Origin of the sequence: Pseudomonas sp. 7-41, from assembly GCF_021233075.1 — a bacterium.
Lineage (GTDB): Bacteria > Pseudomonadota > Gammaproteobacteria > Pseudomonadales > Pseudomonadaceae > Aquipseudomonas > Aquipseudomonas veronii.
Window position 1 is genome coordinate 1,093,484 of sequence record NZ_CP089551.1, and the last position, 19,842, is coordinate 1,113,325.

18 protein-coding genes are annotated in these 19,842 nt (G+C 62.4%); 5 read left to right on the forward strand and 13 right to left on the reverse strand.

What is annotated here, in order from left to right; all coding sequences use genetic code 11:
• Positions 1 to 62: 62 nt before the first annotated feature.
• The 10 genes from LQ249_RS04785 to LQ249_RS04830 form a co-directional block, all read right to left on the reverse strand.
• The gene (locus LQ249_RS04785) at positions 63 to 1,334 is read right to left on the reverse strand and encodes an SAM-dependent methyltransferase (protein ID WP_017845512.1); all 1,272 of its coding nucleotides are present in this window, start codon (positions 1,332 to 1,334) and stop codon (positions 63 to 65) included.
• The gene (locus LQ249_RS04790) at positions 1,321 to 2,130 is read right to left on the reverse strand and encodes a DUF1365 domain-containing protein (RefSeq protein ID WP_108525297.1); all 810 of its coding nucleotides are present in this window, start codon (positions 2,128 to 2,130) and stop codon (positions 1,321 to 1,323) included. The genes LQ249_RS04785 and LQ249_RS04790 overlap by 14 nt, the downstream gene beginning before the upstream one ends.
• Entirely contained in the window at positions 2,127 to 3,374 is a 1,248-nt protein-coding gene (locus LQ249_RS04795) for an NAD(P)/FAD-dependent oxidoreductase (RefSeq protein WP_232566226.1), read from the reverse strand. The genes LQ249_RS04790 and LQ249_RS04795 overlap by 4 nt, the downstream gene beginning before the upstream one ends.
• Complete coding sequence (locus tag LQ249_RS04800; protein WP_046384752.1) at positions 3,371 to 4,153, reverse strand: SDR family NAD(P)-dependent oxidoreductase; 783 nt, start codon at positions 4,151 to 4,153, stop codon at positions 3,371 to 3,373. Before LQ249_RS04800 ends, LQ249_RS04795 begins: the two co-directional genes overlap by 4 nt.
• Positions 4,150 to 4,572 carry a nuclear transport factor 2 family protein gene (locus LQ249_RS04805; RefSeq protein ID WP_057005763.1) on the reverse strand — a complete coding sequence of 141 codons (423 nt, stop codon included), beginning with the start codon at positions 4,570 to 4,572 and terminating at the stop codon, positions 4,150 to 4,152. Before LQ249_RS04805 ends, LQ249_RS04800 begins: the two co-directional genes overlap by 4 nt.
• Entirely contained in the window at positions 4,565 to 6,010 is a 1,446-nt protein-coding gene (gene phrB, locus LQ249_RS04810; protein WP_232566227.1) for a deoxyribodipyrimidine photo-lyase, read from the reverse strand. The genes LQ249_RS04805 and phrB overlap by 8 nt, the downstream gene beginning before the upstream one ends.
• Complete coding sequence (locus LQ249_RS04815) at positions 6,011 to 6,940, reverse strand: MerR family transcriptional regulator (protein WP_046384750.1); 930 nt, start codon at positions 6,938 to 6,940, stop codon at positions 6,011 to 6,013.
• A 15-nt stretch (positions 6,941 to 6,955) separates the two neighbouring features.
• Positions 6,956 to 7,921, reverse strand: a complete 966-nt coding sequence (locus LQ249_RS04820) for a YbgA family protein (protein ID WP_017845505.1) — start codon at positions 7,919 to 7,921, stop codon at positions 6,956 to 6,958.
• A gap of 112 nt (positions 7,922 to 8,033) precedes the next feature.
• Positions 8,034 to 8,249 (reverse strand): TIGR02450 family Trp-rich protein, encoded by a 216-nt coding sequence (locus tag LQ249_RS04825; RefSeq protein WP_017845504.1) that lies wholly within the window; start codon positions 8,247 to 8,249, stop codon positions 8,034 to 8,036.
• The gene (locus LQ249_RS04830; protein ID WP_057005761.1) at positions 8,249 to 9,232 is read right to left on the reverse strand and encodes an NAD(P)/FAD-dependent oxidoreductase; all 984 of its coding nucleotides are present in this window, start codon (positions 9,230 to 9,232) and stop codon (positions 8,249 to 8,251) included. The genes LQ249_RS04825 and LQ249_RS04830 overlap by 1 nt, the downstream gene beginning before the upstream one ends.
• Positions 9,233 to 9,443: 211 nt before the next feature.
• Here LQ249_RS04830 and LQ249_RS04835 point away from each other — a divergent pair, with 211 nt between their 5' ends.
• Both LQ249_RS04835 and hemH read left to right on the forward strand, forming a co-directional pair.
• On the forward strand, positions 9,444 to 10,343 hold the full coding sequence (locus tag LQ249_RS04835; protein ID WP_057005760.1) for a TIGR01777 family oxidoreductase: 900 nt from the start codon (positions 9,444 to 9,446) through the stop codon (positions 10,341 to 10,343).
• Positions 10,344 to 10,357: 14 nt separating this feature from the next.
• A complete protein-coding gene (gene hemH, locus LQ249_RS04840; protein ID WP_057005759.1) occupies positions 10,358 to 11,383 on the forward strand; it encodes a ferrochelatase in 1,026 nt (341 codons plus the stop codon).
• A gap of 102 nt (positions 11,384 to 11,485) precedes the next feature.
• On the opposite strand, the gene LQ249_RS04845 is transcribed toward hemH, so the two are convergent.
• Both LQ249_RS04845 and algW read right to left on the reverse strand, forming a co-directional pair.
• Complete coding sequence (locus LQ249_RS04845) at positions 11,486 to 13,582, reverse strand: TonB-dependent siderophore receptor (protein ID WP_232566228.1); 2,097 nt, start codon at positions 13,580 to 13,582, stop codon at positions 11,486 to 11,488.
• Between the two features lie 114 nt (positions 13,583 to 13,696).
• On the reverse strand, positions 13,697 to 14,851 hold the full coding sequence (gene algW, locus LQ249_RS04850; protein ID WP_017845499.1) for a Do family serine endopeptidase AlgW: 1,155 nt from the start codon (positions 14,849 to 14,851) through the stop codon (positions 13,697 to 13,699).
• A 102-nt stretch (positions 14,852 to 14,953) separates the two neighbouring features.
• On the opposite strand from algW, the gene LQ249_RS04855 reads away from it, so the two are divergent.
• From LQ249_RS04855 to cysN, 3 genes are all read left to right on the forward strand, one after another.
• On the forward strand, positions 14,954 to 15,712 hold the full coding sequence (locus LQ249_RS04855) for a Nif3-like dinuclear metal center hexameric protein (RefSeq protein WP_017845498.1): 759 nt from the start codon (positions 14,954 to 14,956) through the stop codon (positions 15,710 to 15,712).
• Between the two features lie 180 nt (positions 15,713 to 15,892).
• Entirely contained in the window at positions 15,893 to 16,810 is a 918-nt protein-coding gene (gene cysD / locus LQ249_RS04860) for a sulfate adenylyltransferase subunit CysD (protein ID WP_010565604.1), read from the forward strand.
• Positions 16,811 to 16,819: 9 nt separating this feature from the next.
• Positions 16,820 to 18,718 carry a sulfate adenylyltransferase subunit CysN gene (gene cysN, locus LQ249_RS04865; protein ID WP_104903965.1) on the forward strand — a complete coding sequence of 633 codons (1,899 nt, stop codon included), beginning with the start codon at positions 16,820 to 16,822 and terminating at the stop codon, positions 18,716 to 18,718.
• 84 nt (positions 18,719 to 18,802) lie between these two features.
• On the opposite strand, the gene LQ249_RS04870 is transcribed toward cysN, so the two are convergent.
• Positions 18,803 to 19,645: a hypothetical protein gene (locus tag LQ249_RS04870; protein ID WP_079442828.1), complete on the reverse strand. Its 843-nt coding sequence runs from the start codon at positions 19,643 to 19,645 to the stop codon at positions 18,803 to 18,805.
• Positions 19,646 to 19,842: the final 197 nt, after the last annotated feature.

The window sequence follows — 19,842 nt, forward strand, 5'->3', positions numbered from 1 at the left end:
AAGGCAAGCGGGTGACACAGGTGTGAAAGGGCTGACAGACGTTAGCGTACCCGGCGCATTGGTTAAGCACTGAAACGCCCAAGCAACGGCGGGTTGATGGCTGCCGGCTTGGCCAGCAGCAACTGCGCGGTGCCGATGGTGCGCTCCATAAAGCCGCCTTCGCAGTAGCACAGGTAAAACTCCCACAACCGCAGGAAGTATTCGTCGTAGCCCAATTCCATGAGACGGCCGTGAGCGCGGCGAAAGTTCTCATGCCACAAGCGCAGGGTTCGCGCGTAATGCAGGCCGAAATCTTCCATGTGCAGCAGGTTCATGTCGGTGTCGCGGCTGATGATCTGCAGCATGTTCTGCACACAGGGCAAGGCGCCGCCGGGGAAGATATAGCGCTGGATGAAGTCGACGCTGTTCTTGGCCTGTTCAAAGCGTTGCTCACGGATGGTGATGGCTTGCAGCAGCATCAGCCCATCGCTCTTGAGCAGGCGCGCGCACTGTTTGAAGTAGGTCGGCAGGAAGCGATGGCCCACCGCTTCGATCATTTCGATGGACACCAGCTTGTCGTATTGGCCGCTCAGGTCGCGGTAGTCCTGCAACAGCAGCGTCACCTGGTCTTGCAGCCCCATGGCGGCGATGCGTTGCTGGGTGTAGACAAACTGTTCCCTGGACAAGGTCGTGGTGGTGACTTTGCAGCCATAGTGCCGCGCCGCGTACAACGCCATGCTGCCCCAGCCGGTGCCGATCTCCAGCAGATGGTCGGTGGGTTTAAGCGCGAGTTTCTGGCAGATGCGTTCCAGCTTGTTCAGTTGCGCCTGTTCCAGGGTGTCTTCGGCGCTCAGGAACTGCGCCGCCGAATACATCATGGTCGGGTCGAGGAATTCTTCGAACAGGTCGTTGCCCAGGTCATAGTGGGCGGCGATGTTCTTCTGCGAACCCTTGCGCGTATTGCGGTTGAGCCAATGCAAGCCTTGGGTGAACGGCCGCGCCAGCTTGGCCAGGCCGCCCTCCAGCGCGTCGAGCACCTCCAGGTTGCTGACCATCACACGCACCACGGCGGTCAGGTCCGGGCTGCTCCAATAACCGTGGATAAACGCTTCGCCCGCACCGATCGAGCCGTTGGCCGCCACCAGGCCCCACACCGCCGAATCGAGGATCTGGATCTCGCCCAGCAGATGCGCTTCGCGGGCGCCGAACACTTGGCGTTCGCCGTCTTCGATCAGCACCAGTTGGCCGTGGCGCAATTGGCTGAGTTGCCGCAGCACGGCTTTGCGCAGCAGTGCGGTGGTCACGCCGTTGACGTTCAGGCGGTTGGCCTTGACCGATAAGCTAGGGGATTTCATGGCGGCGATCCTTGGTGTACCCGACGGCGGTGCGAGAGGCGCCATCGGCGACCTGATGGGGAAAAATCGGTGTGCGTTTGAGCAACAGGCGCAGGGCCTGCCAATAGATCGCCAGGCAGGTCTTGGCGGTCATCCACGGAAAGCGCCACAGATAGCGGTGCAGGCTGGCGCGGCTGAGGGCTTCGCGCTGCAGGCTCAAGGTGGCGTCGAAGACTTTCCGATCGCCCTGCCAGTCGGCCATGTGGACCCCAAGCCTGGCGGCGGGCGGGCTGAAGCTCATGCGGTATTCCAGGTCGGGCGGCAGGAACGGCGATACATGAAACGCCTTGGCCACGGCGAAGTGCTGATGCTCGTCGGCGCCCAGCGCCAGGGCCGGCAGCACGTAGTGATAGCGCTCGCGCCATGGGGTGTTGGTCACTTCACACAGGATCGCGGCCAATTGTCCGTCGGCCTCAAAGCAGTAGAAGAAACTCACCGGGTTAAACGCCAGGCCCCAACTGCGGGCCTGAGTCAGTAGGCAGATAGCGCCCTGGGGTGTACGCCCCAGCGCCTTGCCGACTTGCTGGCGCACGGCATCGCTCAGGCTCATGCCGTGACGGGTGAATTCACGCAGGTAATCCTGCTGGCGAAAGCCGAAGGCGGCCAGGCGACCTGCGCCGGCCAGGGGCGACAGCCCGAGCACTGCGTCCTGTTCGCTCAAGTCCAGGTACAGCAAGCCGATGCGGTAGCGAAAGGCGTGGGCCTTGGGCGCAAACCGGCGATGGGCGATCCAGCCGCTGTACAAGGCGCTGTTCACAGGGCTTCTCCAAACGCCTGGGCCACGCGCAAGGCGCTGATCACGCCGTCTTCGTGGAAGCCGTTGGCCCAATAGGCGCCGCAATAATAGGTATGCTGCGCACCGCTCAACTCTTCCCAACGCGCTTGCGCGGCCACGGCCGCCAGGCTGTATTGCGGATGGGCATAGGTGTAGCGGGCGAGGATCTTCAGCGGGTTGATCATCGATGTCTGGTTGAGGCTGACGCAAAAGGTCGTGGCGCTGTCGATGCCTTGCAGGATGTTCATGTCATAGGTCACCGCCGCCTGGCTCTGTGCATTGCCGCTGAGCCGGTAGTTCCAGCTGGCCCAGGCCAGTTTGCGGTCTGGCAGCAGGCGCGTGTCGGTGTGCAGCACCACGTCATTGTCGGCGTAGGGCAGGGCGCCGAGGATCTGCTGCTCGGCACTGCTCGGCTCGCCCAGCATGGCTAGCGCCTGGTCGCTGTGGCAGGCGAACACCACTTTGTCGAAGGTTTCGGTGCCCGCGGCGCTGTGGATCGTCACGCCCTGTGGATCGCGCTCGACCCGATGCACGGGGCAATCGAGGCGAATCCGTTCACGAAAGCCGCGGGTCAGCGGTTCGATGTAGCGGCTTGAGCCGCCCTCGATCACGCACCATTGCGGGCGGTTGCTCACCGACAGCAAGCCGTGGTTCTTGAAGAAGCGCACAAAGAACTGCAAGGGGAAACCGAGCATGTCCGCCAGGGACATCGACCAGATCGCTGCGCCCATCGGCACGATGTAATGCCGGATGAATCGCGGGCCGTAGCCGCCAGCGTCGAGGTAGTCACCCAGGGTCATGTCGGCACTGATGCGTTGCGCTTGCAGGTCCGCCGGCGCCTCGCGGTTGAAGCGCAGAATATCGCGCAACATGCCCCAGAACCCCGGCGACAACAGATTGCGCCGCTGCGCAAACAGGCTGTTGAGGTTATTGCCGTTGTACTCGAACCCGCTGCGGCGGTCGCACACCGAAAAGCTCATCTCGGTGGGTTTGAACTTCACGCCGACCTGACCCAGCAGGCGGATGAAGTTGGGGTAGGTCCAGTCGTTGAATACGATAAAACCGGTGTCCACCGCATAGCTTTTACCCTCGACGGTGACGTTGACCGTGTGGGTATGCCCGCCGATGCGATCGCCCGCTTCGAACAGGGTGATGTCGTGGCGACGGCTGAGCAGGTAGGCGCTGGTCAGCCCGGCAATGCCGCTGCCGATAATCGCGATCTTCACAGGTCGTCCTTTTTTGGCGGCGGGCTGCGCAGCATGCGTTTGCCGATGATCAGTTGCGCGCGATTCGGCAGTTTCGACAACGGCCACAGGGTGGCGATGAACATCGCCGGGAAGGCGATTTCCAGTGGGCGTTTGTCCAGCTTGGCGAAGATATGCCGGGCCGCCTTGTCGGCAGACCAGGCCAGGGGCATCGGGAAGTCATTGCGCTCGGTCAGCGGGGTGTCGACAAAGCCCGGGCTGATCACGGTGACGTCGATGTTTTCCGGCGACAGGCTGATGCGTAGGGATTCGAACAGGTAGCGCAAACCGGCCTTGGACGCGCCATAGGCTTCGGCGCGCGGCATCGGCAGGTAGGTCACGGCGCTGGCCACGCCCACCAGATGCGGTGCGCGCCCGGCGCGCAACAGTGGCAGTGCGGCTTCGATGCAATAACTGCTGGCGAGCAGGTTGGTGCGTACCACGTGTTCGACGATCGACGCGTCGAATTGCTTGGCATCGACATATTCACAGGTGCCGGCATTGAGGATCACGGTGTCCAGCGACCCCCAGACCTGGGCGATGTGTTCGCCGATTTCGCGCACGGTCTGGCTGTTGGTCAAGTCGCCCGCCACGACCAGCACTTGGCCGGGAAAGCGTTGGGCGAGCGCTTGCAGCGGGCCTTTGGAGCGCGAGCTGAGGGCCACGTGGGCGCCGCTGTTGAGCAGCTCCACGGCGAGGGAGGCGCCGATGCCACTGCTGGCGCCGGTCAGCCAATAACGACGGGGCGGTGTGAGGTTCATCCGACTCTCCTTTTCAGCCAACTGATCACACGGCCGAACACCGGCAAGTGTTCGTAAAGCATTGCGCCGGCATCGAAATAATCCCGATGGCGGTACACCTTGTCGCGCCACATCAGGTGCGAGCAGCCTTCCACTCGGATCACCTTGCCCTTGGCCAGGCGCGGGTGGCAAAAGCTCATTTTCCAGCGCAGGTAACCTTCGCCTTCGGCCACCTGGTCGAAGCCGTGGAAGTCGAAGCGCAACTGGCTGACATTACCGTACAACTGCGCGAAATAGTGGTGCAGCGGCGTGAGCCCCTGGACTTCGTGCAGCGGGTCGGTGAAGACGATGTCCTTGCTGTACAGGCTGTCGAGCAGGTGCAGGTTGTGCTTGTCCAGAGTGGCGAAGGCCTGGGCAAAGCGGCGCAGGAAGTCACTCATGTTCGGCTCCGACGGCCTGGCGCGACGGCAGGCTGCGGAATGCCGCCAATGCACGTTCGCGGGAGTGTTTCAGGTCGACGATCGAGCGCGGGTAGTCGGCCACGCCGAACAGGCCGCCAGCGGCCTGCGGGTCGTGTACGTCGTTTTTATTCAGCGTCGCCAGTTGCGGCAGCCAGTGCTTGATGAACGCGCCGTCGCGGTCAAATTTCTGCGACTGGCTCAACGGGCTGAAAATCCGGAAATACGGCGCCGAATCAGTGCCGGTGGAGGCGCTCCACTGCCAGCCGCCATTGTTGGCTGCCAGGTCGCCGTCGATCAGGTGGCGCATGAAAAAGCGCTCGCCTTCGCGCCAGTCGATCAGCAGGTTCTTGGTCAGGAACATCGCCACCACCATGCGCAGGCGGTTGTGCATCCAGCCGGTTTCCAGCAGTTGGCGCATGGCCGCGTCGATGATCGGCAAACCGGTGCGCGCCTGCTGCCAGGCTGCGAGGTCGTTGGGCGCGTCGCGCCAGGCCACCGCCTCGGTTTCGGGGCGGAAGGCGCGGTGACGGGACACCCGCGGGTAGCCCACCAGGATGTGCTTGTAGAACTCACGCCAGAGCAGTTCGTTGACCCAGGTGATCGTGCCGATATCGCCGCTTTCGAACTCGCCCTGGTTGCGCTGCAGCGCGGCATGCAGGCACTGGCGCGGCGAAACCACGCCCGCCGCGAGGTACGCCGACAGCTGGCTGGTGCCGGGCTTGGCCGGGAAGTCGCGCTCATCCTTGTAGTAGCTGATCTGCTGCGCGGCGAACGCGTCGAGGCGGCGGCGCGCTTCGTCTTCACCGGCGGGCCAGAGGGCGCGCAGCGTTTCGCTCGGCGTTTCGAAACCGTCGACCTGTTGCGGTACCGGGTCGCTGGTCAGCGCGAGGGCCGCTTGAGCCTTGGGCGTGGCCACCCGGCGCGGCAGGGCGCTGTGCAGGCGGGCGTAGCAGACTTTGCGGAACTGGCTGAACACCTGGAAGTAGGTGCCGGTCTTGGTCAGCACGCTGCCGGGCTGGAAAAACAATTGGTCCAGGTAACGGTGGAAGCTCACGCCGTCGGCTTCCAAAGCCTTGGCCACCGCCGCATCGCGACGGCTTTCGTGGATGCCGTATTCCTCGTTGACGTGGACCGACTCGACCGATAGCTCGCGGCACAGTTGGCCGAGTACGGCGGGCGCGTGGTCCCAGGTCGCGGCGCGGCGGATCAGCAAGGGAATATTCAGCGCGCCGAGGGCCTGGCTCAAGTGCTGCAGGTTGCGCAGCCAGAAGTCGACTTTGCACGGCGCATCATCGTGGGCCAGCCATTGCTGCGGGGTGATCAGGTACACGGCCGCCACCGGGCCGCGCTGGCTCGCGGCGGTCAGGGCGGTGTTGTCATGCAGGCGCAGGTCGGTGCGCAGCCAGATCAAGTGCATTTAAACAAGTCCCTGCTGGATCAGTATCTGGTGAGCCGACAATGGGTCTTCGGCGACGAACAATTCAGGGGTGTCGCCAGCTAATGCCGTCAGCTCGGCCTGGTGGATGCATACCGTTGGTCCGACGATCAACTTTGGGCAAGCGATGCCGCCCAGAAGTTTTGCGAGTGCCGACAAATGGAGCGCCTGGCTTGAATACAGCAGCACCGCCCGCGGTTGCAGGTGTTCCACGGCCAGCGCCAGTTCACCGGTCGGCAGCGGCCAGTCGAAGACTTCCACCGGGCAGTCGGCGCTGCTGGCCAGCCAGGCGCTGAGCCACAGGTGCGGTGCCAGGGGCAGGTCGGAATGATTCACCAGCAGCAGCGGTGCGCCGTGCAACTGGCGATTGTTGTGATAGATCCGTGCGCCGAACTTGCTGCGCAACCAGGACAGGAAGAACACCCGTTCCATCTGCGCGCCGAATTGGCCCTGCCAGCGTTGCTCCAGTTCGCGGAGCAGCGGCAGCAGCAGTTGTTCGCACAGGGTGCGCGGCGGGTAGAGCGCCATGGCCTGGTTGAAGGCATCGTCGACCCGGCGTTCGGCCAGCTCGCTGATGGCCTGCACCAGGGTCTGGCGCAGGGTGTGCCATTCGTTTTCGACGGCGTCGGGAGCGACGTGCGCGGAGTCGATCAGGTTTTTCACCTGGCTGACCGGCACGCCGCGATTGAGCCAGGTGAGGATGGTGTGGATGCGTTGCACATGGTCGTGGCTGAACAGCCGGTGACCCTTGGGCGTGCGCTGCGGCACGATCAGGCCATAGCGGCGTTCCCAGGCGCGCAGGGTCACGGCGTTGACGCCGGTCTGGCGCGCCACTTCACGGATCGGCAGCCAGCCGTCTTCGAGGGCTTGGGCGATATCTTCGCCGGGTTCGTCTTGCAAGGCTGCGGTCATGAGGTTTTTCATGGTTCAGATCGCATTGCGCAGGCTGAGATTTTCCGGGTGTGGCTGCAAGTAAGCCTGCTGCGCGATGTAGCGGTCCGGGTGGAGGCGAAAGTGGTGCTTGAGCAAGGTCAGCGGCACTACCAGCGGCACGATGCCTTGGCGGTATTGGCCGATCACGGTTTGCATTTCCTGTTTGTCGTCGGCGCTGATGGCCTGCTTGAGGTAACCGCTGATGTGTTGCAGCACATTGGTGTGGGTGCCGCGGGTGGCGCACTTTTTCAGGCCGCTCATCAGCGCGCTGAAATAGCCGCTGCCCAATGCGTCGAGGTCTTCGCCCTTGGCCATGCCGCCAAGCAGGTTGCCGAGGCTTTTGTAATGCGCCGGGCTGTGGGCCATCAGCAGGTATTTGTAGCGCGCGTGAAAGGCCAGCAGGCGATGGCGGCTCAGGCCTTCGCCGAGCAATTGTTGCCAGCTGGCGTAGACGAAGACGCGGGTCAGGAAGTTTTCCCGCAGCACCGGGTCATTCAGGCGGCCGTCTTCTTCCACAGGCAGGTTGGGGTGGCGCGCGCAAAAGGCCTGGGCATAGATGCCACGCCCGCCGCCGTCCACCGGTGCGCCGTTTTCACGGTAGACCTTGACCCGTTCCAGGCCGCAGGACGGCGATTTCTGCATGAAGATATAGCCGCACAGGTCGCTGTGCTCGGCGGCCATTTTTTCGCCGTATTCACCCAGCGGCGCGGTGACGTTCAGCTCGCGATGCACGCTGCCGACGGCTTGAGGGGAGGCGGCATCGCCCACCAGGCGAATGGTCTCCCGGGGAATGCCCAGGCCGATCGCCACTTCCGGGCACAACGGCACAAAGTCGAAGTACGCGGCGAGCACCTCGCTGCAGAGTTGCGATTGCTTGTGGCCGCCGTTGAAACGGACGTTCTCGCCCAGCAGGCAGGCGCTGATGCCAATCTTCGGCTTGAAGGACGGGGTGCTGGACATGGGCAAACCTCTGCAAGATTCCTGTACAAGCGTAAAAGCATGTACAGCTAAATCTCATCATAGGTTTGATGCTGTACAAGTCAAATGGTTTGTACAAGTATTTGTGCGAGGGCTATTTCCAGCCGATTCGCCAGTCCTCGGCGCTTTGCAGGGTTTGCCAGGGCAGGCGTTCACCGCGCCGGGTCATGACGGCTTGCAGCTCGATGTCGAGCACGTTGCCTTCTTCATCACAAAACAGTTCGGTGACCAGGAAGTGTTTTTCCTTGTTGCGCGGGTGTGCTGCTGTCCACTTCGACAGCAGCAATTTAGCGGGGTTTATGCGGTTCATTACAGGTGCTCGATCAAGCGTCGCGCGGCTTCCTGGCCACTGAGCCAGGCGCCTTCCACGCGGCCCGACAGGCACCAGTCGCCACAGACGTACAAGCCCAGGTCGGCGTCGGCCAGCACGCCGAATTCATGGGCGCTGGACGGTCGTGCGTAGAGCCAGCGGTGCGCCAGGCTGAACGAAGGCGCGGGCATGGCGCTGTGCAGCAGTTCGGCGAAGGCGCCGTGCAGGTGTTCGATCACTGCTTCTTTGGGCAGGTCCAGATGTTCTTTGCTCCAGGCGCTGGTGGCGTGCAGCACCCAGGTGTCGAGGACGGTGTCGCGCCCCGGTTTGCTGCGGTTGCGGGCCAGCCAGTCGAGGGCGCTGTCTTGCACGAAGCAGCCTTCCATCGGGGTTTCCAGCGGCTTGTCGAAGGCCAGCGCGATGGCCCAGGTCGGGTCCATCTTCACGCCGGCGGCGGCACTTGCCAGCTTCGGTGCGGCGGCCAGCAGGGCGGTCGCTTGCGGGGCGGGCGTGGCGATGATGACGTGGCTGAACGGACCATGGTTGCCGCCGTCGGCGTCCAGCAGGTTCCAGTGCCGTTTGCCTTGGAACACTTCGGTGATACGGCAGCTGAACTGCACCGGCAGGTCGTCAAGCAGGGCGCGGGTGATGGCGCTCATGCGCGGCGTGCCGACCCAGCGGATCTGTTCATCGGGGGAGGGCGTGAGTTCGCCGGACTTGAAGTTATACAGCTGCGGCTTCCATTGCTCGGCCCAGCCATTACTTTGCCAGCGCTGCACTTCGTTGACGAAGCGGCGGTCGCGGGCGGTGAAGTACTGCGCGCCCATGTCCAGTGCGCCGGCGTCGCTGCGCTTGCTGGACATGCGGCCACCACTGCCGCGGCTTTTATCGAAGAGTTGTACAACATGCCCGGCGTCTCGTAACGCTCGGGCGGCGGAGAGACCGGCGATGCCGGTGCCGATGATCGCGATGGGGACAGTCATGGGAGGCCTCGTTTTACCGTTGGGTACAGACTACGCCGACACCAATAGCTGTACAATATTGTTTTTTGGTATAAGTTTTGGCGTACCTGATCGTTTGGCGTGACCTATGGTTAAAGCTGAGGCTTAAATCAATGTCACGCCCGATTGCAAATGATCCCTGCTTATAAAATAGACCAGTGATCGGTGGCGAACGTTACATGAGGAAGATCCCATGCATATTTTGCTGACCGGCGGTACCGGCCTGATCGGCCGTCAACTCTGCCAACATTGGCTGGCGCAAGGGCATCGCCTGACGGTGTGGAGCCGTCGCCCTGAACAGGTCGCCCGGTTATGTGGCGATGCGGTGCGCGGTGTCGCCAGCCTGCAAGAGGTTATCGGCCCGGTGGACGCCGTCATTAATCTGGCCGGCGCGCCGATCGCCGATCGCCCCTGGACGCATAAACGCAAGGCGCTGCTGTGGAGCAGCCGCATCAGTCTGACCGAAACCCTGCTGGTGTGGCTGGAAGGCCTGGCGGAGAAACCGGCGGTGTTGATTTCCGGTTCTGCCGTGGGCTGGTACGGCGACGGCGGCGAGCGCGAACTGACCGAAGCCAGCGGCCCGGTGCAGGACGATTTCCCCAGCCAGTTGTGCGTCGCCTGGGAAGAAACCGCCCAGCGCGCCGAAGCCCTGGGCATTCGCGTGGTGCTGGTGCGTACCGGGCTGGTGCTGGCGGCCGAGGGCGGCTTTTTGTCGCGGCTGTTGCTGCCGTTCAAGCTGGCACTGGGTGGGCCGATTGGGAGTGGCCGGCAGTGGATGCCGTGGGTGCATATCCACGATCAAATCGCGCTGATAGATTTTCTTCTGCACCAGCGCGACGCCCGCGGTCCCTATAATGCCTGCGCGCCGCACCCGGTGCGTAACCGCGAGTTTGCCAAGACGTTGGGCCAGGTGCTGCACCGCCCGGCGTTCATGCCCATGCCGGCCTTCGTGTTGAAGGTGGGGTTGGGCGAGTTGTCCGGTTTGTTGCTGGGCGGCCAGAAAGCTTTGCCCGAACGCCTGTTGGCGGCCGGTTTCACTTTCCAGTTCACTGAGTTGAAGGCGGCCTTGGACGACTTGTCCAGCCGCCTCTAGAGATAGGATGTTGCATGACGGATCACGCGTTGTTACTGGTCAACCTGGGGTCACCGGCGTCTACTTCGGTGGCCGATGTGCGCAGCTACCTCAATCAGTTCCTGATGGACCCTTACGTGATCGACCTGCCGTGGCCGGTGCGGCGCTTGCTGGTGTCGCTGATCCTGATCAAGCGTCCCGAGCAGTCGGCCCATGCCTATGCCTCGATCTGGTGGGAGGAAGGCTCGCCGCTGGTGGTGCTCAGCCAGCGCCTGCAACAGAAAATGACTGCGCAGTGGACCCAGGGTCCGGTGGAGCTGGCGATGCGTTATGGCGAGCCGTCCCTTGAAACGACCCTGACGCGCCTGGCCGCCCAGGGCGTTCAGAAAATCACCCTGGCGCCGTTGTACCCGCAGTTCGCCGACAGCACCGTGACCACGGTGATTGAAGAAGCTCAGCGGGTGGTGCGCGACAAGAAGCTCAAGGTGCAGTTCTCGATCCTGCAACCGTTCTACGATCAGCCGGAGTACCTCGATGCGTTGGCGGCGAGCGTGCGGCCTTACGTAGCGCAGGAGTACGACCACCTGCTCCTGAGTTTCCACGGCCTGCCCGAGCGCCATCTGACCAAGCTCGACCCTACCGGCGCGCATTGCTTCAAGGATGCCGATTGCTGCCGCAACGCTTCGCCGCAGACGCTTGCCACGTGTTACCGCGCGCAGTGCTTCAGCGTCGCCCGCAATTTTGCCGAGCGCATGGGGCTGCCGGACGGCAAATGGTCGGTGGCATTCCAGTCGCGCCTGGGCCGGGCGAAGTGGATCGAACCCTACACCGAGGCACGCCTGGAAGCGTTGGCCCAGCAAGGCGTGAAAAAGCTGCTGGTGATGTGCCCGGCGTTCGTGGCCGACTGCATCGAGACGCTGGAAGAGATCGGCGACCGTGGCCGGGAGCAATTCCGCGCAGCGGGCGGCGAGGAGTTGGTGCTGGTGCCGTGCTTGAATGACAGCGAGCAGTGGGCGGTGGCGCTTAACACCCTGTGCGAGCGGGCCCCCGTGGCACTGTAATGTGGGAAGGGGCGTGCTCCCGATAGCGGTTTGCCAGTCACTGGGTGAGGTGACTGTTGTAGCGCTATCGGGGGCAAGCCTCCTCCCACAGGTTTGACCGCGTTACAGGTTGAGGGTCAGGCTGACCGTGAAGTTGCGCGGTTCACCGGGGCTGACCCAATAGTTGCTGTAGGCGCGTTCGTAGTACTTTTCATCAAACAGGTTGTTAAGGTTCAGGCCCACGGTGACGTTGTCGGTGGCCTTGTAATGCGCCAGCAGGTCCACGGTGTGATAAGCGGGCAGTTCGAAACTGCCGCCGGCTTCACCGGAGCGATCACCGACATAGGTAAACGCCGCGCCCACGTCTGAACCGCGCAACGTGCCGTCCTGGAATTCATACACGCCCAACAGGCTGCCGCTGCGCTTGGCCACGCCGAGAATGCGGCTGCCGGTGGGGATGGCTTTATCGCCCTTGGTCACTTCGGCATCGATGTAGGCGAACGCGCCGATCACGCGCACTGCCTCGCTCAGTTGCCCGCTCAGTTGCAGGTCAAACCCTTGGCTGCGTGCCTTGCCCATGGCGCGTTGGGTGTCGGTGGCCGGGTCCACGGTCAGCACGTTTTCCTTCTCGATGTGGAACGCGGCGAGGGTGGCGCTGAGGCGCTCGTCGAACAGCTCGCTCTTGATCCCCACTTCATACCCCACGCCCTCTTCAGGCTTGAAGGATTTGCCGCCAGCGTCCAGGCCGTTGTTCGGTTTGAATGAGGTCGAGGCGTTGGCGAACACCCCGACTTCAGGCGTGAGCTGGTAGAGCAGGCCGGCGCGCTGGGTCAGGGCGTCGTGGGTCTGGCGGCTCTTGGCGTGATGACGGGTGAAGTCGTCGGTGTGTTGCTCGAAGTGCTCGAAGCGCGCGCCGAGCATGCCGCGCAGGCGTTCGGTGAAGACGATCTGGTCTTGCAGGTTCAGTGCCTGGCTTTTTACCTGTTCGGAGAAGTCGGTGCCGGAGCGCTCGCCATCGGGTTTGGGCTGGCCGTAGACCGGGTTGTAGATGTCGATCGCGTAGGGGCTGCCGGCGATGGCTGTCACGCGTTCCTTCTTGCGGTAGTCCTCGTACTCGGTGCCGATCAGCAGCTCATGTTGCCAACGACCGATGTCGAACAGACCGCGCAGTTCCAGTTGGGTGATGCTGTCGTGCCAACCCATGGAGCGTTCGCGGTAGCGGCGGTTGATGGTGTGGCCGTCGCTGTTCAGCGCGCGGTTTTCCGAAGCGTCGCCCCACAGGCTGCCTTGTTTGTAATGGCTGGCCAGGCGCAGGGCCCACGTGTCGTTGAGGTGATGTTCGAGGGTGGCCTGGAGGCGGTTGTTGTGGTTGTTGATGTCGCCGTCGTTGGGCTCGCCGAGGAAGGTGGAGCGCGACATGCCGCGCGGCGCGACGATGCCGCGGTCGAAGGTGGAGCGGTGGCGCACGAATTCGCTTTCCACCAGCAGGTGCGTGTCGGGGGCCAGTTGCCAACTGAAGGACGGCGCGACGAACACCCGCTTGGCGTCTACGTGATCGCGGAAACTATGGTTGTCTTCCACCGCCAGGTTGACCCGTGTCAGCAGTTGCCCTTCGCTGTCGAGCGGGGTGTTCACGTCCAGCGCGGTGCGATAGCGGTCCCAACTGCCGGCGCTGGTTTGCAGGGTGGTGAACGCGTCGGGCTGGGGTTTCTTGGTGACGATATTCACCGTGCCGCCGGGATCGCCGCGCCCGTACAGGCTGGCGGCGGGGCCTTTGAGCACTTCGATGCGTTCGAGATTGGCGGCGTCCGGCGTGCTCGGGTAACCGCGGTTGGCGCTGAAGCCGTCCTGGTAGAACTCCGACGTGGTGAAGCCGCGCACGCTGTATTCGTAGAGGGTGAGGCCGCCGAAGTTGTTCTGCTTGGAGACGCCGCCGGCAAATTCCAGGGCGCGTTCCACGTCGGTGCTGCCCAGGTCCTTGAGCACGTTGGCGGGAATCACGCTGATGGATTGCGGGATGTCGCGCAGCGCGGTGTCGGTCTTGGTTGCGCTGGCGGAGCGGGTGGCGCGATAGCCGTTGACCGGGCCGGTGGCGGATTCGTAGGCGTCGGTGGTGACGCTGATGGCGTCCAGTTCAATGCGGGTGTCTTCGGCGCAGGCGGGGTCCAGCAGCAAACCCAAGGCCAGGCCGGCCAAAGGGGGAAACGTGCGAGGCGACATGATAGAGCGTTCCAATGGCGATATTGAAACAATATAACATGTCATTATGTAAGCGGTTCGGTTCTGAAATATGTGCTTACAGGTGCCCGCGAACGGGCACCTGGAGGGCGCGGGTTATTCCTCTTCCGTCACCGGCGCGGGCGGTGGGCGCAGGCCGATTTCCGCCGTCAGGTTGAGCTCTTTACCGTTGCGCATCACCTGGATCGTGACCTTGTCGGTCGGTTTGATCCGCGCCACTTGGTTCATCGACTTGCGGCCATCACCGGCCGGTTCGCCGTCGATGCTGAGGATCACATCGCCCAGTTGCAGGCCGGCCTTTTGCGCCGGGCCGTCGCGGAAGATCCCGGCGACCACGATGCCCGGGCGCCCGGTCAGGCCAAACGACTCGGCCAGTTCCTTGCTCAGCGGCTGCACTTCGATCCCCAGCCAGCCACGGATCACCTGGCCGTGCTCGATGATCGACTTCATCACTTCCATCGCCAGCTTGACCGGGATCGCAAAACCGATGCCCTGGGAGCCGCCGGACTTGGAGAAAATCGCCGTGTTGATGCCGGTCAGGTTGCCGTTGGCATCCACCAGCGCGCCGCCGGAGTTGCCCGGGTTGATCGCGGCGTCGGTCTGGATGAAGTCTTCGTAGCTGTTGAGGCCCAACTGGTTACGCCCGGTGGCGCTGATGATGCCCATGGTGACCGTCTGGCCGACGCCGAACGGGTTGCCGATGGCCAGCGCGACATCGCCGACCCGCAGCCCTTCGGAGCGGCCGATGGTGATCGCGGGCAGGTTTTTCAGGTCGATCTTCAACACCGCGAGGTCGGTTTCCGGGTCGCTGCCGACCACGCGGGCCAGGGTTTCGCGGCCGTCGCGCAGGGCTACCACAATCTGGTCGGCGCCGGTGGTCACGTGGTTGTTGGTGAGGATGTAGCCTTCCGGGCTCATGATCACCCCGGACCCCAGGCTGGATTCCATGCGTCGCTGCTTGGGGCTGTTGTCGCCGAAATAGCGGCGGAACTGCGGGTCTTCGAACAGCGGGTGCGCCGGCTTGTTGACGACCTTGGTGGTGTACAGGTTGACCACCGCAGGGGCGGCGATGACCACGGCGTCGGCGTAGGTCACCGGGCCTTGCACCATCGTATTGGTTTGCGGGGCCTGTTGCAGGTTCACATCAAGGCTCGGTAAGCCCACCCACTGGGGGTAACGCTGAATAATCATCATCGCGATCAGCACGCCAGCCAGCAATGGCCATCCAAAAAAACGCAGTGCCTTGAGCATCAAGTAAGTCCTGACAGGTTGCAGGGGGCGGGGGAGCGCCCATAATGTCGCGCATTATACGAGGCTGCGAGCGCCTCGGAACGGGATATTTAGGAGTCTTTTATGGCCGTTGCTTTGAGCACCCTCGTCGAGGAAGCGGACCGCTACCTTGGCAGCGCAAAAATTGCCGATTACTGCCCCAACGGCCTGCAGGTCGAGGGGCGCCCGCAGGTGATGCGTATCGTCAGCGGCGTCACCGCCAGCCAGGCATTGCTCGACGCCGCCGTCGAAGCCCAGGCCGACCTGGTGCTGGTCCACCACGGTTATTTCTGGAAGGGCGAGAACCCGTGCATCACCGGCATGAAGCAGCGCCGCCTGAAGACCCTGCTCAAGCACGACATCAGCCTGCTGGCCTACCACCTGCCGCTGGACCTGCACGCCGAGGTCGGCAACAACGTACAGCTTGCTCGGCAGTTGGACATCACCGTCGAAGGCCCGCTGGACCCGGCCGACCTCAAGATCGTCGGGCTGGTCGGCTCCCTCGCCGAGCCGCTGTCGCCGCGTGACTTCGCCCACCGCGTGCAGAGCGTGTTGGGGCGCGAGCCGCTGCTGATCGAAGGCAGCGAGATGATCCGCCGCGTCGGCTGGTGTACCGGCGGTGGCCAGGGTTACATCGACCAGGCGATTGCGGCCGGCGTCGACCTGTACCTGAGCGGCGAAGCCTCCGAACAGACCTTCCACAGCGCCCGCGAAAACGACATCAGCTTTATCGCCGCCGGCCATCACGCCACCGAGCGTTACGGTGTGCAGGCGTTGGGCGATTACCTGGCGCGGCGTTTCGCCCTGGAGCATTTGTTCATCGATTGTCCCAACCCGATCTAACGCACACCACCCTCCCACATTTGGGAGGGTTCGGCCGCCCATCGCCGCCAAACCTCGGGGCATATCCATATACCGTTTCGATCTAGTCGGCGCCCTGAATAGAAGCAGGTGCTGTGCTAGCATGCCTCGCTCGAACACGGCCCGCTGGCCGTCCATAAGATCGTTTTTCCGTGAGTAGCCATGGTCGACAAACTGACGCATCTGAAACAGCTGGAGGCGGAAAGCATCCACATCATCCGCGAGGTCGCCGCCGAGTTCGACAACCCGGTGATGCTCTACTCGATCGGTAAAGACTCCGCCGTGATGCTGCACCTGGCACGCAAGGCGTTCTTCCCGGGCAAGCTGCCGTTCCCGGTGATGCACGTCGACACCCAGTGGAAATTCCAGGAGATGTACACGTTCCGCGACCGCATGGTTGAAGAACTGGGCCTGGACCTGATCACCCACGTCAACCCGGACGGTGTGGCGCAGGGCATCAACCCGTTCACCCACGGCAGCGCCAAGCACACCGACATCATGAAGACCGAAGGCCTCAAGCAGGCCCTGGACAAGTATGGTTTCGACGCAGCCTTCGGCGGTGCCCGTCGCGATGAAGAGAAATCCCGTGCCAAAGAGCGCGTGTACTCGTTCCGCGACAGCAAGCACCGCTGGGACCCGAAAAACCAGCGCCCGGAGCTGTGGAACGTCTACAACGGCAACGTCAACAAGGGCGAGTCGATCCGTGTGTTCCCGCTGTCCAACTGGACCGAACTGGACATCTGGCAGTACATCTACCTGGAAGGCATCCCGATCGTGCCGCTGTACTTCGCCGCCGAGCGCGATGTGATCGAGAAGAACGGCACGTTGATCATGATCGACGACGACCGCATCCTCGAGCACCTGTCCGACGAAGACAAAGCCCGCATCGTCAAAAAGAAAGTCCGTTTCCGTACCCTTGGCTGCTACCCGTTGACGGGCGCGGTGGAGTCCGAAGCGGAGACGCTGACGGACATCATTCAGGAAATGCTCCTGACGCGAACTTCCGAGCGCCAGGGCCGGGTCATCGACCACGATGGTGCCGGCTCGATGGAAGATAAAAAACGTCAAGGCTATTTCTAAGGGGTTGTCATGTCGCATCAATCTGATTTGATCAGCGAGGACATCCTCGCCTACCTGGGCCAGCACGAGCGCAAGGAAATGTTGCGCTTCCTGACCTGCGGCAACGTCGACGACGGCAAGAGCACCCTGATCGGGCGCCTGCTGCACGACTCCAAGATGATCTACGAAGATCACCTGGAAGCCATCACCCGCGATTCGAAGAAGGTCGGCACCACCGGTGACGACATCGACCTGGCTCTGCTGGTCGACGGCCTGCAGGCCGAGCGCGAGCAAGGCATCACCATCGATGTCGCCTACCGCTACTTCTCCACCGCCAAGCGTAAATTCATCATCGCCGACACCCCCGGCCATGAGCAGTACACCCGCAACATGGCCACCGGTGCGTCCACCTGTGACCTGGCGATCATCCTGGTCGACGCGCGCTACGGCGTGCAGACCCAGACCCGTCGCCACAGCTTCATTGCCTCGTTGCTGGGCATCAAGCACATCGTGGTCGCCATCAACAAGATGGACCTCAACGGCTTCGACGAAGGCGTATTCGAGCAGATCAAGGCCGACTACCTGAAGTTCGCCGACGGTATCGCCTTCAAACCGAGCACCATGGCATTTGTGCCGATGTCGGCGCTCAAGGGCGACAACGTGGTGAACAAGAGCGAGCGTTCGCCGTGGTACACCGGCCAGTCGCTGATGGAGATCCTCGAGACCGTCGAGATCGCCAACGACCGCAACTACACCGACCTGCGTTTCCCGGTGCAGTACGTCAACCGTCCGAACCTGAACTTCCGCGGTTTTGCCGGCACCCTGGCCAGCGGCATCGTCCACAAGGGCGACGAAGTCGTGGTGCTGCCGTCGGGCAAGAGCAGCCGCGTCAAATCCATCGTCACCTTCGACGGTGAACTGGAACACGCCGGTCCCGGCCAGGCCGTGACCCTGACCATGGAAGACGAGATCGACATCTCCCGTGGCGACCTGCTGGTGCATGCCGACAACGTGCCGCAAGTGACCGACGCCTTCGACGCCATGCTGGTGTGGATGGCCGAAGAGCCGATGCTGCCGGGCAAGAAATACGACATCAAGCGCGCCACCAGCTATGTGCCGGGTTCCATCACCAGCATCGTGCATCGCGTGGACGTGAACACCCTGGCCGAAGGCCCGGCGAGTTCGCTGCAGTTGAACGAAATCGGCCGGGTCAAGGTCAGCCTCGACGCCGCCATCGCCCTGGACGGTTACGCAAGCAACCGCACCACCGGCGCGTTCATCGTCATCGACCGCTTGACCAATGGCACCGTGGCCGCGGGCATGATCATCGCGCCGCCGGTCAGCCACGGCAGCGTTGCGCAGCACGGCAAGTTGGCCCATGTGGCCACCGAAGAGCGCGCCCAGCGCTTCGGCCAGCAGCCGGCCACCGTGTTGTTCAGCGGCTTGTCGGGCGCCGGCAAAAGCACCCTGGCCTATGCGGTTGAGCGCAAGTTGTTCGACATGGGCCGCGCGGTGTTTGTACTGGATGGCCAGAACCTGCGCCACGACCTGAACAAAGGCTTGCCGCAGGATCGCGTCGGGCGTACCGAGAACTGGCGTCGTGCGGCTCACGTCGCACGCCAGTTCAACGAAGCCGGCCTGCTGACCCTGGCCGCGTTCGTTGCGCCGGATGCCGAAGGGCGTGAACAGGCCAAGGCACTGATCGGTGCCGACCGCTTGCTGACGGTCTACGTGCAGGCTTCGCCGCTGGTGTGTGCCGAGCGCGATCCACAAGGCTTGTACGCGGCCGGTGGGGATAACATCCCTGGTGAGTCCTTCCCCTACGACGTGCCGTTGAATGCCGATCTGGTGATCGACACCCAGGCCCTGTCGCTGGAAGACAGCGTCAAGCAAGTGCTGGAGCTGTTGCGTCAGCGCGGAGCGATATAGGCGCGCTGATAAGCGTTAAGCGTCAAGCTGCAAAAAAGCCCGTCAGCGTGTGAATCGCGACGGGCTTTTTAGTGTGTCTGAGGGTTAAATTTCTTCGCGAGCAGGGACATCAGTTTGGGTGATTACGTCACTGTCTCTTTTTTCTGAGAGGGTTGCTTCCGAGGTGGTATTGATGGTGTTTTTGCCTCCGCCTATACGAATGTCGCCCTTGCCTTCGGTGGTGATGAAGGAGGCTCCGCCACTACTGGTGATAGAGAACCTTCCGGAAAGTGAGGTCATTGTGTCGCGGTCCCCGCGGCCAGCGATATGAGTCGCCTGATCGGGGCCACCACCTGTTCCGCTCCTCATGATGTTGTTGCCGGCACCGCCGTCAAGTGAGTTATACCGACTTAGTCCCCCGGTCAGAAAGTCGTTGCCGCCTTGTCCTTCAAGCATGCCCCCGCCACTCCCCAAGGACGCTTCATCATCACCGTTACCCAAGTATGCGAATGTTAGGCCGCCTCCGCTCTTGACGTGATCGTCACCGTCTCCGGTGTAGATCGCAACGGTGTTTTTTACGTCTTCATCTACAGTGACCCGGTCGTTGCCGCCGTTGGTTTTGATAAGGAGTGTTTTTAAGGCCTTTTCGTTCTCCAGATTTAACGGGTAACTTTCCCCGTTGATATCTGCCGTAACCTTATTGTCACTGCCCAGGCGAATGTGAATGCGGTCGTTTTCGTTACCCGTATTAATGGTGACGCGTTTAGGTATGCCTGGAGTATTGGCTTCCTGGAGATCGTAATCTGCGCTGATCGTTAGATTGCCGTCTTCGTATGTCTTGCTGTAGACATCCGGTGTCGACTGGTCACGTCCTGGGTGAAGTCGACTAACTAGAAGTGAGGGCAGCGAATATGGAACATAGGGTGCGGATGTCGGCGAGATGTTCATGAAGTTGGTTCCGTAAGTTTTCTGATGGTATTGCATTCTGCGTAGACACTTGATTCATGCGTCTGGCGCCCACCTGAGGGCGCATTGCCTGAGTGGTGTTTAATGGATAGCGGTTTCTGTTGAACTTGTTTCTGCGAGTAACAAGTCGGCCGGTGTTTGGTGCGATATAAACCTTGCCACCACAAAAAGCCCGCCAC

Coding starts and splice junctions, on each gene's coding strand:
- LQ249_RS04785 (WP_017845512.1), bottom strand. CDS start 1,334: ATGAAATCCCCTAGCTTATCGGTCAAGGCCAACCGCCTGAACGTCAAC.
- LQ249_RS04800 (WP_046384752.1), bottom strand. CDS start 4,153: ATGAACCTCACACCGCCCCGTCGTTATTGGCTGACCGGCGCCAGCAGT.
- LQ249_RS04805 (WP_057005763.1), bottom strand. CDS start 4,572: ATGAGTGACTTCCTGCGCCGCTTTGCCCAGGCCTTCGCCACTCTGGAC.
- phrB (WP_232566227.1), bottom strand. CDS start 6,010: ATGCACTTGATCTGGCTGCGCACCGACCTGCGCCTGCATGACAACACC.
- LQ249_RS04815 (WP_046384750.1), bottom strand. CDS start 6,940: ATGACCGCAGCCTTGCAAGACGAACCCGGCGAAGATATCGCCCAAGCC.
- LQ249_RS04820 (WP_017845505.1), bottom strand. CDS start 7,921: ATGTCCAGCACCCCGTCCTTCAAGCCGAAGATTGGCATCAGCGCCTGC.
- LQ249_RS04825 (WP_017845504.1), bottom strand. CDS start 8,249: ATGAACCGCATAAACCCCGCTAAATTGCTGCTGTCGAAGTGGACAGCA.
- LQ249_RS04830 (WP_057005761.1), bottom strand. CDS start 9,232: ATGACTGTCCCCATCGCGATCATCGGCACCGGCATCGCCGGTCTCTCC.
- LQ249_RS04835 (WP_057005760.1), top strand. CDS start 9,444: ATGCATATTTTGCTGACCGGCGGTACCGGCCTGATCGGCCGTCAACTC.
- hemH (WP_057005759.1), top strand. CDS start 10,358: ATGACGGATCACGCGTTGTTACTGGTCAACCTGGGGTCACCGGCGTCT.
- LQ249_RS04845 (WP_232566228.1), bottom strand. CDS start 13,582: ATGTCGCCTCGCACGTTTCCCCCTTTGGCCGGCCTGGCCTTGGGTTTG.
- algW (WP_017845499.1), bottom strand. CDS start 14,851: ATGCTCAAGGCACTGCGTTTTTTTGGATGGCCATTGCTGGCTGGCGTG.
- LQ249_RS04855 (WP_017845498.1), top strand. CDS start 14,954: ATGGCCGTTGCTTTGAGCACCCTCGTCGAGGAAGCGGACCGCTACCTT.
- cysD (WP_010565604.1), top strand. CDS start 15,893: ATGGTCGACAAACTGACGCATCTGAAACAGCTGGAGGCGGAAAGCATC.
- cysN (WP_104903965.1), top strand. CDS start 16,820: ATGTCGCATCAATCTGATTTGATCAGCGAGGACATCCTCGCCTACCTG.
- LQ249_RS04870 (WP_079442828.1), bottom strand. CDS start 19,645: ATGAACATCTCGCCGACATCCGCACCCTATGTTCCATATTCGCTGCCC.